This window comes from Lysinibacillus sp. NPDC056185 (assembly GCF_047737915.1).
In the GTDB taxonomy this organism is placed as follows: Bacteria; Bacillota; Bacilli; order Bacillales_A; family Planococcaceae; genus Lysinibacillus.
Genome location: NZ_JBLLLQ010000002.1, coordinates 288,490 through 304,197, shown reverse-complemented (window position 1 = coordinate 304,197; position 15,708 = coordinate 288,490). Strand labels below are relative to the sequence as shown.

General features: G+C 38.3%; 14 protein-coding genes and 1 riboswitch. Of the genes, 7 read left to right on the top strand and 7 right to left on the bottom strand.

Annotated elements, in window-relative coordinates; all coding sequences use genetic code 11:
• The 6 genes from ACMZ42_RS03880 to plsY form a co-directional block, all read right to left on the bottom strand.
• The coding region (locus ACMZ42_RS03880) for an endospore germination permease (protein ID WP_415730640.1) at positions 1-1,595 on the bottom strand (1,595 nt) is incomplete at its 3' end.
• A 38-nt stretch (positions 1,596-1,633) separates the two neighbouring features.
• Complete coding sequence (locus tag ACMZ42_RS03875; RefSeq protein ID WP_402874997.1) at positions 1,634-1,867, bottom strand: hypothetical protein; 234 nt, start codon at positions 1,865-1,867, stop codon at positions 1,634-1,636.
• Between the two features lie 3 nt (positions 1,868-1,870).
• The gene (locus ACMZ42_RS03870; protein WP_370076533.1) at positions 1,871-3,070 is read right to left on the bottom strand and encodes a Ger(x)C family spore germination protein; all 1,200 of its coding nucleotides are present in this window, start codon (positions 3,068-3,070) and stop codon (positions 1,871-1,873) included.
• Between the two features lie 14 nt (positions 3,071-3,084).
• The gene (locus ACMZ42_RS03865) at positions 3,085-4,620 is read right to left on the bottom strand and encodes a spore germination protein (RefSeq protein ID WP_415730639.1); all 1,536 of its coding nucleotides are present in this window, start codon (positions 4,618-4,620) and stop codon (positions 3,085-3,087) included.
• Positions 4,621-4,747: 127 nt separating this feature from the next.
• Positions 4,748-5,038: a HesB/YadR/YfhF family protein gene (locus tag ACMZ42_RS03860; protein WP_376070429.1), complete on the bottom strand. Its 291-nt coding sequence runs from the start codon at positions 5,036-5,038 to the stop codon at positions 4,748-4,750.
• A 19-nt stretch (positions 5,039-5,057) separates the two neighbouring features.
• Positions 5,058-5,660 (bottom strand): glycerol-3-phosphate 1-O-acyltransferase PlsY, encoded by a 603-nt coding sequence (plsY, locus tag ACMZ42_RS03855; protein ID WP_370076527.1) that lies wholly within the window; start codon positions 5,658-5,660, stop codon positions 5,058-5,060.
• 694 nt (positions 5,661-6,354) lie between these two features.
• Here plsY and parE point away from each other — a divergent pair.
• The 7 genes from parE to ACMZ42_RS03820 all read left to right on the top strand — a co-directional run bounded on the left by parE (position 6,355) and on the right by ACMZ42_RS03820 (position 15,036).
• A complete protein-coding gene (parE, locus tag ACMZ42_RS03850) occupies positions 6,355-8,331 on the top strand; it encodes a DNA topoisomerase IV subunit B (RefSeq protein ID WP_370076525.1) in 1,977 nt (658 codons plus the stop codon).
• Positions 8,328-10,760, top strand: a complete 2,433-nt coding sequence (parC, locus tag ACMZ42_RS03845; RefSeq protein WP_415730638.1) for a DNA topoisomerase IV subunit A — start codon at positions 8,328-8,330, stop codon at positions 10,758-10,760. The genes parE and parC overlap by 4 nt, the downstream gene beginning before the upstream one ends.
• 461 nt (positions 10,761-11,221) lie before the next feature.
• Positions 11,222-11,331: riboswitch (TPP riboswitch) on the top strand.
• Positions 11,332-11,512: 181 nt separating this feature from the next.
• The gene (locus ACMZ42_RS03840) at positions 11,513-12,508 is read left to right on the top strand and encodes an ABC transporter substrate-binding protein (RefSeq protein WP_415730637.1); all 996 of its coding nucleotides are present in this window, start codon (positions 11,513-11,515) and stop codon (positions 12,506-12,508) included.
• Between the two features lies 1 nt (position 12,509).
• Positions 12,510-12,800: an MTH1187 family thiamine-binding protein gene (locus ACMZ42_RS03835; protein ID WP_370076519.1), complete on the top strand. Its 291-nt coding sequence runs from the start codon at positions 12,510-12,512 to the stop codon at positions 12,798-12,800.
• On the top strand, positions 12,800-13,570 hold the full coding sequence (locus tag ACMZ42_RS03830; protein ID WP_370076676.1) for an ABC transporter permease: 771 nt from the start codon (positions 12,800-12,802) through the stop codon (positions 13,568-13,570). Before ACMZ42_RS03835 ends, ACMZ42_RS03830 begins: the two co-directional genes overlap by 1 nt.
• Complete coding sequence (locus tag ACMZ42_RS03825) at positions 13,548-14,297, top strand: ABC transporter ATP-binding protein (RefSeq protein ID WP_415730636.1); 750 nt, start codon at positions 13,548-13,550, stop codon at positions 14,295-14,297. The genes ACMZ42_RS03830 and ACMZ42_RS03825 overlap by 23 nt, the downstream gene beginning before the upstream one ends.
• Positions 14,287-15,036 carry a TatD family hydrolase gene (locus ACMZ42_RS03820; protein WP_415730635.1) on the top strand — a complete coding sequence of 250 codons (750 nt, stop codon included), beginning with the start codon at positions 14,287-14,289 and terminating at the stop codon, positions 15,034-15,036. The genes ACMZ42_RS03825 and ACMZ42_RS03820 overlap by 11 nt, the downstream gene beginning before the upstream one ends.
• A 158-nt stretch (positions 15,037-15,194) precedes the next feature.
• Here the strand turns inward: ACMZ42_RS03820 and ACMZ42_RS03815 are convergent, their stop codons facing one another.
• On the bottom strand, positions 15,195-15,665 hold the full coding sequence (locus ACMZ42_RS03815) for a hypothetical protein (RefSeq protein ID WP_415730634.1): 471 nt from the start codon (positions 15,663-15,665) through the stop codon (positions 15,195-15,197).
• Between the last annotated feature and the right edge of the window lie 43 nt (positions 15,666-15,708).

Genomic DNA, 15,708 nt, shown 5'->3' with positions numbered 1-15,708 from the left:
TGAGTAGAATTAACGTTATTACTGCTACTTTCATTTTGAGTAGAATTAACGTTATTACTGCTACTTTCATTTTGAGTAGAATTAACGTTATTACTGCTACTTTCATTTTGAGTAGAATTAACGTTATTACTACTACTTTCACCTTGTGTAGCATTTTCGCCATTGCTAGTACTATTACTCTGTGAAGAAGTATCGTTATTATTGCTACCTGCACCTTGTGTATCATTTCCGCCATTGCTAGTACTATTATTCTGTGAAGAAGTATCGTTATTATTGCTACTTTCACCTTGTGTATCATTTCCGCCATTGCTAGTACTATTACTCTGTGAAGAAGTATCGTTATTATTACTACTTGCACCTTGTGTATCATTTCCGCCATTGCTAGTACTATTACTCTGTGAAGAAGTATCGTTATTATTGCTACTTGCACCTTGTGTATCATTTCCGTTATTACTACCACTTTCATTCTGTGTACTACAATTACTTTTCGTATTATTTCCTTGATTACCGTTAATTTTGCGAATCTTCGCGACAATTAATAAAACTAATGGTAAAAAAACCATGAAAACGAAGGAAAATATAGGCCATGTGTCTCTATTGTAAATATCTGAATGAATGATATTAGGATGAACAATTTGTGAAAGTCCAAGGATAATCATTCCGAATGGAAAAATGAGCGGTCGATGATTGTTAATTTTACATATTTGTGCGATGCCGACGACCGCAGCGTAAAAGTACATAAAAGTTCTAATATAAATTGAAATAATCCACATGGTTGCCATAATAACTTCAATACGCTGCAAAAAATTCCCGATTGAAATTCTTTGAGCTAATGAATAGCTTGGAAATGTCCTAGCTGCTGTATTTGCCGGACCTAGGACAAGGATAGACAGTGTAATGATAGTAACTAAGACAATCCCTCCAATAATTGAACCAATGTAAAAGCCTTTTTGTGCAGATTTTTGGACGTTAACTGCAGAAGGGAAAATCATTAATAATATGACAAGTGGGAATGAAAAAAGACTTATAAATCGAATCATACTAAAGAATATTGATTTTTTTGGCGTTTCCAATATTGGCTGCAAATTTTCAATCTTGATGGATGGTGAAATACAAATTACAAAGAAAATAAAAATTAAAATAAATACAGGAAATAGTATTTCTGCAGAACGGGCAAAAACTTCAATTCCGAGAAATGCAGCATAAATAATGATAATACTGAACAGAAATGCAAAGGCCATCGTAGGTGTTTCTGGCATGATTTCCGTTTTCATGAAAATTCCAATGAAATATAATAATTCACCTGCAGAAAGAAGGGCTATAAGAATAAAGCCAATCGAAGTTAATTTTCCGAAAAAACGACCTAGTATCTTTTCATTAGCCTCTATAAATGTAAGGGTAGGTGTCCGTTTTCCTAGAGTAACGAAAAGCTTTATTAAGGGTAAACTTAAAACGACACCAATGATAGCTGCAATCCATGCATCTTGCTTTGCTTCGATTGTTACACTAGCAGGGAGAATTAAAATGGCTGTCCCAATTGAAAAGAGAAGGGTAATGATCATAAATTGTCTTGAACTAATTATTTCTTTTTCCATATGAACGAAACCCCTTTCTCTTAACATAAAGTTCCCTCTTATTTTATCAGGGAGACGATTAACTCTTTAATAGGTGAAAAAATAAAGGTAATCAAATCAAGTGGACTTGGAATTTTGATTCTTAATGAGACCCCAATATTTAATGCAGCGCCGATCAATAAAAAAATCGAAAAAATAACAATCGTTTTCGTTTCTTTATTTTTTTTTAATTTTGGAATGAAGGCAAAGGCAATAACAGCAGAAATTATTAGTATGAATATCGTCATAATCATGGCTTATTCTCCCTTCGTCTTATTCACTAATGAGTTTTCCATCGTTCCTAATCCTTGTGTGTTGACATGTACTTTAACTTTGACTGGTAACTCTTGAAATATCGTTAGCCAGTCTTTTTTGATTTTTTTCCACTCTTTAGGATTTGTGCGATGAAGTTCTTCACCAAAACCAAAAATATCGACCTGGTAATTTTGTTGAACTGAACGAATTGTTTCTTCGATTCGTTTTTTAATAAGTTCTTCTGTTTTTTTATTTATTAAGTGAATCGATTTTTCTTTCGTAAGGTCTATATTACATAGAACTTCTCCGACATTTTGGTTAACATCTATAACAACATCGATTTTGGGAGCTCCATTTTCAAATTTACCTTTTACTTTCGTCTTTGAGTGAGTAATCTCTGTTGCTAACGTACCACCCTTAGGGCAAGCAAGAATTTCAATTGTACTGTCTATTTTGTCCTTTAAAAAACCTAGGCTTCTACTCTCATCTTCCGTTAAAAGCCCAATGAGTTTACCTTCTTTAAAAACAGCTAAGCCCGCATACTTCAATAGCACAGGAGATTTCGATCTTTTAACATTCGTTTGCTCCTTGCCAATATTTTTATCCCCCTGTATTTCAATAGCAGACATGACTACACTAGTTTCTTTAGTATTTAAAGTATTGATTAATTCATCAATTTTTATGGATTCGGTTGTACCCCAAGTTTTCTCTGACGTTTTAAGAGAATTTAGTAATTTATTTGCTGGTACTTTTTCGATAGGTGTTAATACATTTAATACTTCATCGGCAGTCGCGTCATGGGCAACGATGACATCGAAATCATTTCTGAATTCATGATCTCTTGAAACCAAATCTAACGGTTCGTTAATTCCTTCTTCTGCCAATTCGTTACCGAGCACAACTATTTGAAGATGAGCAAAATAAAGTTTTCTAGCTGTTACTGTTGTCATTTTTCTAATGGCCTCAAAGACCGTTGCCCCTGTTGAATGATAGGTAATAACAGGTGATCGTCCTGAAGAAGGCTGTTTTGAGGAAATTTCACCAGTATCCACAACTTGAACAGTTATTTCAAATTCATTATCTACTTTATCTATACCTAATGCTGCGACAATCGCTAATTCATTGAGTTCACGCTTACTCCAACAACCACCTAAAAGCAAAGTAACAATCATTAGTAAACAGAGTGCTTTAAATTTTGACATAGTTCATTCCTCGTTTAATTCCTTTTTTTCGTATCGAAATATTTATGACCCCTGACAGTATTTTTTTGACTAATTAAGCGTGGTCGAGTCAATAAAGCTCTACGAGGGAACAACACTAGTGCGTCTTTTTGATCTTTTAGAATTAATGGGCCGAATGGACTTAAATATGGAACACCAAAAGTTCGTATGCTGCACATGTGTAGGACGATGATCATAAGGCCTAACATTACACCAAACAATCCAACAATTGCTGCTAAAATCATTAATGGAAAACGAAGAGCACGAACGGTATTTGATAAGCCATAAGCGGGGAATAAAAAGCTACAAATGGCTGTTAATGCTACAATAATAACCATTACGGCTGATACAATTCCAGCTTCTACGGCAGCTTGACCGATCACTAATGTTCCAACAATGGATACGGCTGGTCCAATGGTTCTAGGCATTCGAAGACCCGCTTCTCGTAACACCTCGAATGCAACCTCCATAATGAGTGCCTCTACAACGGCGGGGAAGGGGACTCCTTCTCGTTGAGATGCAATACTTATCAGCATAGGGGTTGGTAGCATTTCTTGATGGAAGGTAGTGATAGCTACGTAAAGAGATGGTGCCACCATGGCTAGGCTAATTCCGAAAAACCTCAAAAGGCGTACAAGAGAACTAATCATCCAATGCTGATAATAATCTTCAGCAGATTGTAAAAAGGCTGTAAAAAGGGCAGGTACAATTAGGACAAACGGTGAACCGTCCACTAAAATAGCAATTTTTCCGTCTAATATTTCGCCAGCTATAACATCAGGTCGTTCAGAATTATAAACTGTAGGGAATATCGAGGATTTTGAATCTTGAATAAAATCTTCGATGTAGCCACTTTCTAAAATACCATCAATATTAATACGGTCTAAACGGGCAAGAACCTCAGCTACTATTTTGTCATTAGCAACGCCATTTAAATACATAACAGCAACTTCCGTTTTCGTTACTTCACCGATAATACGGGACTTGATCCAAAGATTCGGACTTTTAATTTTTCGACGGACAAGAGCCGTGTTAGTACGTAACGTTTCCGTAAAGGATTCCCTTGGTCCTCTAATGACCGACTCTGTTGATGGCTCCATTACCGCTCTATCTTTTGCACCTTTTGTACTTGTCACGATACCAGTTGAAGATTCATCTAATAAGATGACCGTATCACCATTCAAAATAGAATTGTACAGTGCTGAAAAATTGAAAATATCATTCACATCGCCGACTGTTAAACAAGAATCTCTTAAATATCGAATAATCTTTTCTATTTCTTCATCCTGATTATCCTCAATATCAAGCATTAGTTTAGAAATCACAGAATTAGAAATGCTTATTTTATCGGATAAGCCATCTACATAGATAATCGCCAACGTATATTTTTCAGCTTTTCCAATGGTAATTTCTCGTATGACAAGGTCATTACTATTCCCGAGTGTGTTTTTAATCAACTTTAAATTTTGAGAAAGAGAACTATATAGTTGGTCATTGTTTTGGGAGGTATCGGCAATTTTAGAAATAGACATGTTTTTTCCTCCTCAAGTTTTTACATAAATATAGAATGTACAACTTTGAGAGAAGATAAACCAAAATTAGAAGTGAACTCATATAAAAAAGCAGTGTTCCCTTCGTCTAACGAAAGGAAACACTGCTTTATTTTTTATACTCATATTTTAATTCGTCATTTGTAGCATCCACATCTACATATAAATCGTGATCATTGAAAAACCATAAGTCTTTTTCATCAATATAGTAGATAACATCGTCAATTACTGTCTTTACACCAATTTCGATTGGTTCTTCACGTGTCATACCAAGAGAAAAGCCTTCATGAAAAGGACTGGAACCACCATATCTAGCATAAAAACGAATAGTATCTCCGGATTCTACTTCCATCTCTTGTTTGAACCATTGTAGGGCTTCATCTGTTAGTACGATATTCATTAGAATGTTCCTCTCCTCGTTACAGCCATTTCACCTTTGGCTCGGTACCATTTTTAATGCGGGCAATATTTGCTCGGTGACGGTACATGATAAAAGTAAATAAACATGCTACTAAAATACCTAACGCAAAATCGCCTGTAACAAAATAATATACGATTGAATAAATAAGTGCTACTAAAGCGGCAATCATAGAAGTTAAACTTACAATCTTCGTTATTTTTAATGTTACAATAAAAGCAATAAATAGTAAGACAAATAGTGGCCATGAATATCCTAAGAGAACTCCAGCTGATGTTGCTACCGCTTTCCCTCCACGGAAACCTGCAAAGATAGGGAACATATGACCAATAACGGCTACTAGTCCAAGTATTAGCGAGTGGATAGAGACATCAGAGAATAGAGGAAGAGCTACAAGTAATACGGCTACTGTACCTTTTAAGACATCCATAATCGTTACGACTATTCCTGCTTTTTTTCCTAAAATACGAAAAGTGTTTGTCGCACCTAGATTACCACTTCCGTGTTGACGAATATCAGTTTTATAAAAAACTTTGCCTATCCATAACCCAGAAGGGATCGAGCCGATTAAATAAGCACATAAAATAATAAGTCCATTTAGCATAGCTGGACTCCTTTCATCCATAGATTATTACTTGGTACTAATAATATGTAATAAATATTCTACACTTTTTCTCTACAATCTACAATGTCATGAAGGAGATTTCTTCGTGTATCTTGAATTCATTATAAAAGATAACTATTTTTCAAGGATTTTTATATGTAGTTGAATATATGTTAGGCTTTTTGACATGATTCATGTTGGTTGCATGAAAGCCCTTTCTAAAAATATAGGTATAAAGGCAATTTTGTCAATCATCCATTCCTTTGGTAGAATAGAAGTCTATCTTTAATTTCTAGAGTAAGTTAGTATGAATTTTCTAATAGACAGAAGAAATCTATTAAGTACTGAATTGTATATTTTTCAGGGGATATTCAAATGCTTCTGTATGGAAGACCAAAACCTATAGCGATCGGTATCGTTTTGAAATGAGAGTAATGACCAGAAGATAGCCCTATGTTGTTTCATTTATGCAACTAATGTTTACGATCCTGCGTCAAGGGAATAGGATAGTTAGTAATACATATTAAAGCAACTATTGCAACTTTTTCTTTCGGTAAAAAGCTCAAAACGACAAAGCTGTGAGGAAATTTTAAAAATTTATTGGGTCTGTCACTAGCTATTGACAGGAAATGCTATTATTATTAGGAAGAGAACATAAATAGAACATGCGTTTTGTTTTTTGGAGGGGAAATTTTTGGCGAATAAACAGTCACCAAGCGTCTATAATGATGACGCCATTCAAGTATTAGAAGGATTAGAAGCGGTACGAAAACGACCCGGCATGTATATCGGTTCTACAGATGGCCGTGGACTTCATCACCTAGTATATGAAATCGTAGATAATGCGGTGGATGAAGCACTGGCTGGCTTTGGTTCTCATATCATTGTCCATATTCATAAAGATCAAAGTATCAGCGTTCGAGACTTCGGCCGTGGAATGCCAACAGGTATGCATAAGATGGGGAAACCCACTCCCGAAATTATCTTTACTGTCTTACATGCTGGTGGTAAATTCGGGCAAGGTGGCTATAAAACAAGTGGTGGCTTACATGGCGTAGGTTCGTCTGTTGTTAATGCCTTATCTACTTTTTTAGAAGTAACGATTCACCGCGATGGTAAAAAGTATCGTCAACGTTTTGAAAACGGTGGCCATCCTGTGACGACATTAGAAGAAATTGGACAAACAAAGCAGACAGGAACGCTTGTTCATTTTCTGCCAGATGACACGATTTTCTCTGTAACAAAATACAATTATGATACGCTTGCAGAACGATTACGGGAGTCAGCGTTTTTATTAAAAGGCTTAAAAATTGAGTTAATCGATGAACGCGAGGAAGGCAAAGGTGATGTTTTCTTTTATGAGAACGGCATTGAAGCTTTCGTTGCGTATTTGAATGAGGAGAAAGACGTACTTCATCCTGTTAAGTATGTGGAAGGGATTCAAGACGAAATTGAAGTTGAATTCGCCTTTCAATACAACGATGGCTACTCAGAAACAATCCTTTCATTTGTTAACAATGTGCGTACACGAGATGGTGGGACACATGAAACTGGTGCCAAGGCGGCTTTAACACGTGTTTTTAATGAATATGCACGAAAAATTGGCCTGTTAAAAGATAAAGATAAAAATCTTGAAGGGACAGACATTCGAGAGGGCTTAGCAGCGATTGTTTCTGTTCGTATACCAGAGCATTTATTGCAATTCGAAGGTCAAACGAAGGGGAAACTTGGGACAAGTGAGGCACGCTCGGCAGTAGATAGTGTTGTTTCGGAGCAAATTTTATATGTGCTTGAGGAAAACGCTGAATTGTCTGCATCACTTGTTCGTAAAGCTATTCGTGCGCAGCAAGTACGTGAAGCGGCTCGTAAAGCACGTGAAGATGCACGAAACGGCAAGAAGAGCAAAAAAGCAAGTACCATTCTTTCTGGAAAATTAACACCTGCACAATCTCGAAATGCGGCGAAAAACGAGCTGTATTTAGTCGAAGGTGACTCTGCAGGTGGCTCTGCAAAACAAGGACGAGATCGTACGTTCCAAGCGATTTTACCTTTGCGAGGTAAAGTTATTAATACAGAAAAAGCAAAGCTTCAGGATATTATGAAAAATGAAGAGATTTCAACGATTATCCATGCCATTGGTGCTGGCGTCGGAACAGATTTTTCTGTCGAGGATGCAGCGTATGACAAAGTCGTTATTATGACCGATGCTGATACGGACGGAGCGCATATTCAAGTGCTGCTACTAACGTTCTTCTATCGTTATATGCGACCATTGATTGAAGCTGGAAAGGTATTTATCGCATTACCACCACTTTATAAAGTATCAAGAGGCACTGGTAAAAAAGAAGTGATTGAATATGCTTGGACCGAAAATGATTTACAAAAGGCCATTAAAAAAGTTGGTAAGGGTTACATATTACAGCGCTATAAAGGTCTTGGTGAGATGAATGCTGACCAGCTGTGGGATACGACGATGAACCCTGATACACGTACATTAATTCGTGTAACGATTGAGGATGGTGCACGTGCTGAGAGACGTGTGACAACATTAATGGGCGATAAGGTAGAGCCGCGCCGTAAATGGATCGAAGCTAATGTAGACTTCGGTATGGAGGATGATTCAAATATTTTAGAAAATGAATTCATCCAACAAGAGGAGGACCAAGCATGAGTAGTACGGAAAAATTCCAAGATTTACCCTTAGAAGAAGTGATGGGTGACCGCTTTGGTCGCTATAGTAAATATATTATACAAGACCGCGCGTTGCCTGATGCACGTGACGGTCTTAAGCCTGTGCAACGACGTATTTTATATGCGATGTTTACAGAGGGCAATACGAACGAAAAACCATTCCGTAAATCAGCCAAAACTGTCGGTAATGTTATCGGTAATTATCACCCACATGGTGACAGCTCCGTATATGAAGCAATGGTGCGCATGAGTCAGGATTGGAAGGCGCGCCATATGCTTATTGAAATGCATGGGAATAACGGCTCTGTTGATGGTGACCCTCCGGCAGCGATGCGTTATACAGAGGCAAGGCTTTCTGCAATTGCAGCGGAAATGCTCCGTGATATTGGCAAGAAAACTGTTGAATTTGTACCGAACTTTGATGATCAGGATATGGAGCCAACTGTTTTACCAGCTCGTTTCCCGAATTTACTAGTCAACGGCTCAACTGGTATTTCGGCTGGATATGCGACAGATATTCCTCCTCACGCACTTGATGAGGTGCTAGATGGTGTTCTCATGCGCTTAGATAAGCCGAACACTACTGTTGATGAATTAATGACTGTAATTAAAGGGCCTGATTTCCCAACAGGTGGGATCATTCAAGGTGTCGATGGTATTAAAAAGGCGTATGAGACTGGTCGTGGTAAAATTATCGTGCGCGCTCAAGCAGTCGTGGAGCCAATTAAAGGTGGCAAAGAGCAAATCGTTATTACGGAATTACCGTATGATGTCAATAAAGCAAATCTTGTGAAGAAAATCGATGAACAACGCGTGGATAAACGACTTGAAGGAATTGCAGAAATTCGCGATGAATCGGATCGTACCGGCCTACGTGTTGTCATTGAACTGAAAAAAGATGTTCCAGGACAAGGGATTTTACAATACTTGTTCAAAACAACTGATTTACAAGTAGCCTATAATTTTAATATGATTGCTATCCATAATCGTCGTCCGACAATGATGACATTGCCATTGTTACTGGATTCTTATATTGCCCATCAAAAGGAAGTTGTGACGAACCGCTCCGTTTATGATTTACAAAGAGCTAAAGATCGTTCGCATATCGTTGATGGCTTGATTAAGGCGCTTTCTATTTTAGATGAAGTTATTGCAACGATTCGTTCGTCTAATGATAAACGAGATGCGAAAACGAATTTACAGGTGAAATTTGACTTTACAGAAGTGCAATCAGAGGCGATCGTTAGCTTGCAATTATACCGATTAACGAATACAGATATCACAGAGCTTCGCCATGAACAGGATGAACTAAATAAACTGATCGCCAAGCTTGAAGGTATTCTTAATAGTGAAGCAAAGCTTGTACGTGTTATTAAACAGGAACTACTTGACATTAAAAAGCGCTTTGCAGAGCCACGTCGTTCAAAAATCGAACAAGAAATTGAAGAAATCAAAATTACGTTAGATGTCCTTGTCCCAAGTGAAGAGGTCGTAGTGACTGTCACAAAGGATGGCTATATTAAGCGTACATCTACACGTTCACATGCAGCTTCGAATGGTCAGGATTTTGCGATGAAGGATTCCGATTATTTATTATATGAAGCAAATTTAAATACACAGCATCATCTACTGCTGTTTACAAATCGAGGCAATTATATTTATCAGCCTGTCCATGAACTACCTGATATTCGTTGGAAGGATCTTGGTCAGCATATTTCTAGTATTGTGCCGACAGGGGAAGATGAATCTATTATTGCTGTATATGGTTTTGAGACATTTGAACAGGCCAATACGTATATTTTAACGGCTACGAAAGATGGACAAATTAAACGCTCACCTGTAGCAGATTATGCTGTTACACGTTATTCGAAACCAATCAAAACGATGAATGTTAAGTCAGGCGATGAAATGATTTTTGCAGGTATCGTGACAGACGAAGTAGAACTAATGTTAACAACAGATACTGCCTATGCTATTCGTTTCCCAATGGAGGAATTGCCAGTAACGGGTGTGAAAACAGGCGGTGTAAAAGGGATTACGCTGAAAGTCGGAGAAGCATTAGTCGGCATCAATGTTTTACCGCCAAATGCCACGGCATATGTTGCGATTGTGACACATCGTGGTGCGGTGAAGAAAATGAATGTTGCCGAGGTAGAGATGACGAGTCGTGCAAAACGTGGCTTAAAAGTGTTAACAGAATTAAAAGCGAACCCACATCGTATCGTGGCTGTAGTCAAGGTAACTGATGAGGAACGGCTAACAATCGAAACGGAAAAAGGCGTGCAAGAGATCCTTGATGTACAAGCATTAACTCGAGCAGATCGCCATTCCAATGGCTCCTTTAAAGTGGATATAGCTACAGACGGTGCTATTTCACATGTCTTTACGGTCAAAAAAGAAGAGAAATAAAACTGATTTTATAGCCCATGCTCCTTAGAGAGCTGGGCTTTTTTTCTATATAGTCTAATCAAAAGAAAGGGTAGGTGTATAGTGACAATAAAGTTTTTAGGCAAATTGGTGAATCGGGTGTAGCTTTACAAGTAAGTTGTTATGAAGATTACTGATTCTTATTCAACGTCTTACTACTAAAAGCAAAAATTAAAAACCACAAAAGGTTCTTGATTTGATTATCAACAATAGTATTTAACAGTGCCTATTAAAACTTCGAACAATATACCGCTTCTTGATTTCAGGAGGGGATTCCTTTTAAATAAAAAATGTTTTACCAAAAAAAGCGGTGAATATTCTCAGGAAATGGAATTGTTGAAGAGAAAGATGAGGCTTTAAATTATATTTACGGGGCTTTCAGAAAACAGAGCCTTGTCATTTACGGATAGATATGGGTATAATAATCACGAAAAGTTCATATGGAAAGAATGTAGGGGGGCTGGTGTTGCCAGCTGAGATTGTGTCCGATAGACGCTGACTCTTTGAACCTGATTTGGCTCGTACCAGCGTAGGGAACATCTATTCAAAAAGTAAAAGTTTTTGATATTGATTACAAAACGTCTGGGAGGAATCCTAGGCGTTTTTTATGTTTTCAGACTTTTATTCATGCACAGACTTTGGGTTTGGGTGTAAACAGACCGTGAATACGCTTTCTTCTGGTAAACACATTCATTTATGAACAATTTCACACTACTTTACTTGGAGGATTCAGCATGAAAAAATGGTTATTGATCCTGTTGGCTACACTGTTAACATTAGTGGGCTGTAGCGAAAAAGAGGATAAAAAGGATACTAAGGGATTAACAAAAGTATCAGTCGTTCTCGATTGGACACCGAACACAAATCATACAGGTTTATATGTAGCGAAAAAACTTGGCTTCTTTAAGGAACAAGGCTTAGATGTCGATATTTTATTACCTGGCGAAACGGGTGCTGATCAGCTTGTGGCGTCTGGCAAGGCTCAGTTTGGCGTAAGTTATCAGGAAGGGATTACACAGGCCCGTGTGCAAGGTGTACCTTTAGTATCGATTGCAGCGATTATTCAGCATAATACTTCTGGCTTCGCATCCATTGCATCAAAAGGCATTTCGTCACCAAAGGATTTTGAAGGTAAAACATACGGTGGCTGGGGTGCACCACTTGAAAAGGCTGTACTACAATCACTTATGCAAACAGAAAATGCGGATATTAATAAGTTAGATATTGTCAATGCAGGCGATATAGATTTCTTCACAATGATGAAAAAAGATATTGATTTTGCGTGGATCTATTATGCATGGACAGGTATCGAAGCAGAACTACGTGGCGAAAAACTGAACATGCTATATTTAACAGATTATAGTGATCAGTTAGATTATTACACGCCTGTACTCGCTACAAATGAAAAAATGATTAAGGATGATCCTGAGACGGTCAAAGCATTTGTCGCTGCTGCAGCAAAGGGCTATGAATATGCGATAATACATCCGAATGAGGCAGCTGATATTTTACTAGAAGCTGTACCTGATTTAGATAAAAACCTTGTGCATAAAAGTCAGGAATGGCTAGCAGATAAGTATCAAGACGACGCTAAACAATGGGGCGAGCAAAAGCTAGCTGTCTGGGAAAACTACGCGAAATGGATGGCCAGCAACAAAGTTTTAGAGGGCGAATTTAACGCAAAACAAGCATTTACAAACGACTTTTTACCGAAAAAGGAGACAAAGTAATATGGCAAACTCATTAATAAGTGTACAAATTATCCCGAAAACTGAAAAATATGAGGATGTGATCCCATATGTCGATGCAGCGATTGCGGTTATCGACGCTTCAGGAGTTAAATATGAAGTTCACCCGTTAGAAACGACAATGGAAGGTGAGCTACCGGTTTTATTACAAATCATTGAAAAAATGAATGACAAGATGATTGAGCTGGGCGCGATCAATGTCATCACGCAAGTGAAAATTTTATATCAGCCATCTGGTATTACAATGGGTACATTGACGGAGAAATACCAGTGATGAGGCAAGCTTTCAAACAAGGAAGGACGATAATTTTTATCGCCTTCCTCTTATTCATATGGGAACTAATTGTCCGCTTTGCTGATACTCCACATTGGCTTTTGCCTGCACCGAGTGCCATTTTGAAAGAAGGTTTTCAATCGTATGAGACGTTTGTGCCACATGCTTTAGCGACTGTTCAATTAGCACTTCTTGGTCTAGCTATCGGGATAGTATGTGGGCTAACGGTTGCCGTGCTATTACATCGTTTTACGTTTGTGCGGGAGCTATTTTATCCTATTCTGATTATGTCACAGAATGTCCCGGTGCTCGTTCTAGCACCACTCTTAATCATATGGTTTGGCTTCGGTTTATTGCCAAAGCTCATTATTATTTGTCTTGTGTGCTTTTTTCCTATTGTTATTTCGGCAATGGATGGCTTTCGTCAAACTTCGCCTGAGCTGAAGCATTATTTTAGGATGATTGGTGCAACGAAAGCACAAACCTTTTGGAAGCTTGAATGGCCTTATGCGTATCCAGCGATTTTTTCAGGCGTAAAGATTGCGGCAACCTATAGCGTCATGGGAGCTGTCATTGCGGAATGGTTAGGTGCGAAAATGGGGATTGGTGTCTATATGACATTAGCACAATCTTCATTTCGAACGGATCGCGTGTTTGTAGCTATTTTTGCTATCGTATTTTTAAGCTTACTATTATTTAGTGCTATACAATTGTTAGAAAAACTTGTTGTGAAGGGGAGAGGACTCCATGCTAAGCATTCAAAACATTGATAAATCCTTTGATGCTCTTCCGGTTATTCGCAATTTATCGTTTGAGGTGAAGGACGGGGAATTTGTGGCGATTATCGGACCGTCAGGCAGTGGAAAAAGTACACTCTTTCAATTAATTGGTGGTGTTACTTCTATTGATAAGGGTGCTATTTTATTAAACGATACAGATATCCAGCAAAAAAGAGGGACGATTGGCTATATGCCACAGCAGCCGTGTTTATTACCATGGCGTACGATAGTAGAAAATGTCACGATGGTCGAGGAACTTCATGGAAAACCAAACGTGAACTTGGCCAAGGAATGGTTAGACAAAGTAGGGCTTGCAGCGTTTGAAAATGCGTATCCCAATGAGCTGTCAGGGGGTATGCAACAGCGTGTATCGTTTATTCGTGCCATTGTTAGTGATAAGCCCATCTTATGCTTAGATGAGCCGTTTTCTGCACTTGATGAGTTTACAAGGCTTGAAATGCAGGCGTGGCTTTTATCGATATGGGAGGAATATCGAAAGTCTATATTATTCGTTACACATAGTATCGAGGAAGCTCTGTTTTTAGCTGATCGTATCATTGTACTCACGAAACGACCAGCGACAATGAAAAAGGAAATAATCGTACCTTTTGCAAGGCCACGCCAAGAAGAAATTCGTCATTCCGCTTCGTTTACGGCTTTGAAGCAACAGTTATTCACGTATTTAACAGAAGAAAAGGATGAAGCGAATGTTGATTGATGCACATATTCATTTAGATCAGTATAAGGAAAACGATATACCAACTTTACTAGAGGAAGTTGAACATGTCATTGCCGTTAGCATGAATCTTCCATCGTGTGAAAAGACGTTGAAACTGTCGAAAGCCTATGCAAAGGTAAAGGCAGCTTTTGGTTTTCATCCTGAACAACCGTTACCAAGTGATGTGGAGGAAGACGTTTTATTCGATTGGATACGCCAACACGCTCATGAAATGGTGGCAATTGGCGAGGTAGGGTTGCCTTATTATTTGAGGCAGGAGAAGGCGATTGATGTTCGTCCGTATGTAGCATTGTTAGAACGGTTTATTGTATTGGCAAAGGAGTTAAATAAACCGATAGTGTTACATGCTGTTTATGAGGATGCGGCGATTGTTTGTGATTTGCTAGAAAAACATCATGTAACGAAAGCGCATTTTCATTGGTTTAAAGGCGATGAGGAAGTGATTGAACGGATGATTTCTAAAGGGTATTTCATTTCTGTCACGCCGGATTGTACGTATGAGGCAGAAATTCAACAACTTATTAAAAAATATCCAATCGAACTAATAATGGTAGAAACAGATGGGCCATGGCCGTTTGAAGGTCAGTTTGACAATAAGAGAACATCACCTTGGATGATGGATCATTCCATCGAGGTTATCGCTTCGATAAAGGGGCTTACAATACAGGAAGCGGCGCGCATCATCACAAGAAATACGACAAAATTTTATAATTTATAGCAAATAACGCAGCTACTCTTTTGAAGGGCAGCTGTGTTTTTGTTAAAAGTAATAGAATCGCTGATAAAACGTTGAACATCGCTGATAGAAGAGCCAGAATCGCTGGTAAAACGTTGAACATCGCTGATAGAAGTGCCAGAATCGCTGATAAAACAAGCTCAAACATTGCTGATAAAAAGAGCCAGAATCGCTGATAAAACGTTGAACATCGCTGATAGAAGAGCCAGAATCGGTGGTAAAACGTCAAACATCGCTGATAAAAGAGCCAGAATCGCTGATAAAGCGTCGAGCATCGCTGATAAAGCATCAAACATCGCTGATAAAACGTCGAACATCGCTGATAGAAGTGCCAGAATCGCTGATAAAGCGTCGAGCATCGCTGATAAAAGAGCCAGAATCGCTGATAAAACGTCAAACATCGCTGATAGAAGAGTTAGAATCGCTGATGAAACGTCAAACATCGCTGATAAAAGAGCCAGAATCGCTGATAAAACGTCGAACATCGCTGATAAAAGAGCCAGAATCGCTGATAAAACGTCAAACATCGCTGATAGAAGAGTTAGAATCGCTGATAAAGCGTCGAACATCGCTGATAAAAGAGCCAAAATCGCTGATAAAGCATCAAACATCGCTGATAAAAAATTACAGAATCACTAACTTTGGTTACGCTGG

Bases quoted from the DNA above. Each gene is read 5' to 3' on its own strand.
- ACMZ42_RS03875 (WP_402874997.1), bottom strand. From the start codon at position 1,867: ATGATTATGACGATATTCATACTAATAATTTCTGCTGTTATTGCCTTT.
- ACMZ42_RS03870 (WP_370076533.1), bottom strand. From the start codon at position 3,070: ATGTCAAAATTTAAAGCACTCTGTTTACTAATGATTGTTACTTTGCTT.
- ACMZ42_RS03865 (WP_415730639.1), bottom strand. From the start codon at position 4,620: ATGTCTATTTCTAAAATTGCCGATACCTCCCAAAACAATGACCAACTA.
- ACMZ42_RS03860 (WP_376070429.1), bottom strand. From the start codon at position 5,038: ATGAATATCGTACTAACAGATGAAGCCCTACAATGGTTCAAACAAGAG.
- plsY (WP_370076527.1), bottom strand. From the start codon at position 5,660: ATGCTAAATGGACTTATTATTTTATGTGCTTATTTAATCGGCTCGATC.
- parC (WP_415730638.1), top strand. From the start codon at position 8,328: ATGAGTAGTACGGAAAAATTCCAAGATTTACCCTTAGAAGAAGTGATG.
- ACMZ42_RS03840 (WP_415730637.1), top strand. From the start codon at position 11,513: ATGAAAAAATGGTTATTGATCCTGTTGGCTACACTGTTAACATTAGTG.
- ACMZ42_RS03835 (WP_370076519.1), top strand. From the start codon at position 12,510: ATGGCAAACTCATTAATAAGTGTACAAATTATCCCGAAAACTGAAAAA.
- ACMZ42_RS03830 (WP_370076676.1), top strand. From the start codon at position 12,800: ATGAGGCAAGCTTTCAAACAAGGAAGGACGATAATTTTTATCGCCTTC.
- ACMZ42_RS03825 (WP_415730636.1), top strand. From the start codon at position 13,548: ATGCTAAGCATTCAAAACATTGATAAATCCTTTGATGCTCTTCCGGTT.
- ACMZ42_RS03820 (WP_415730635.1), top strand. From the start codon at position 14,287: ATGTTGATTGATGCACATATTCATTTAGATCAGTATAAGGAAAACGAT.
- ACMZ42_RS03815 (WP_415730634.1), bottom strand. From the start codon at position 15,665: ATGTTTGATGCTTTATCAGCGATTTTGGCTCTTTTATCAGCGATGTTC.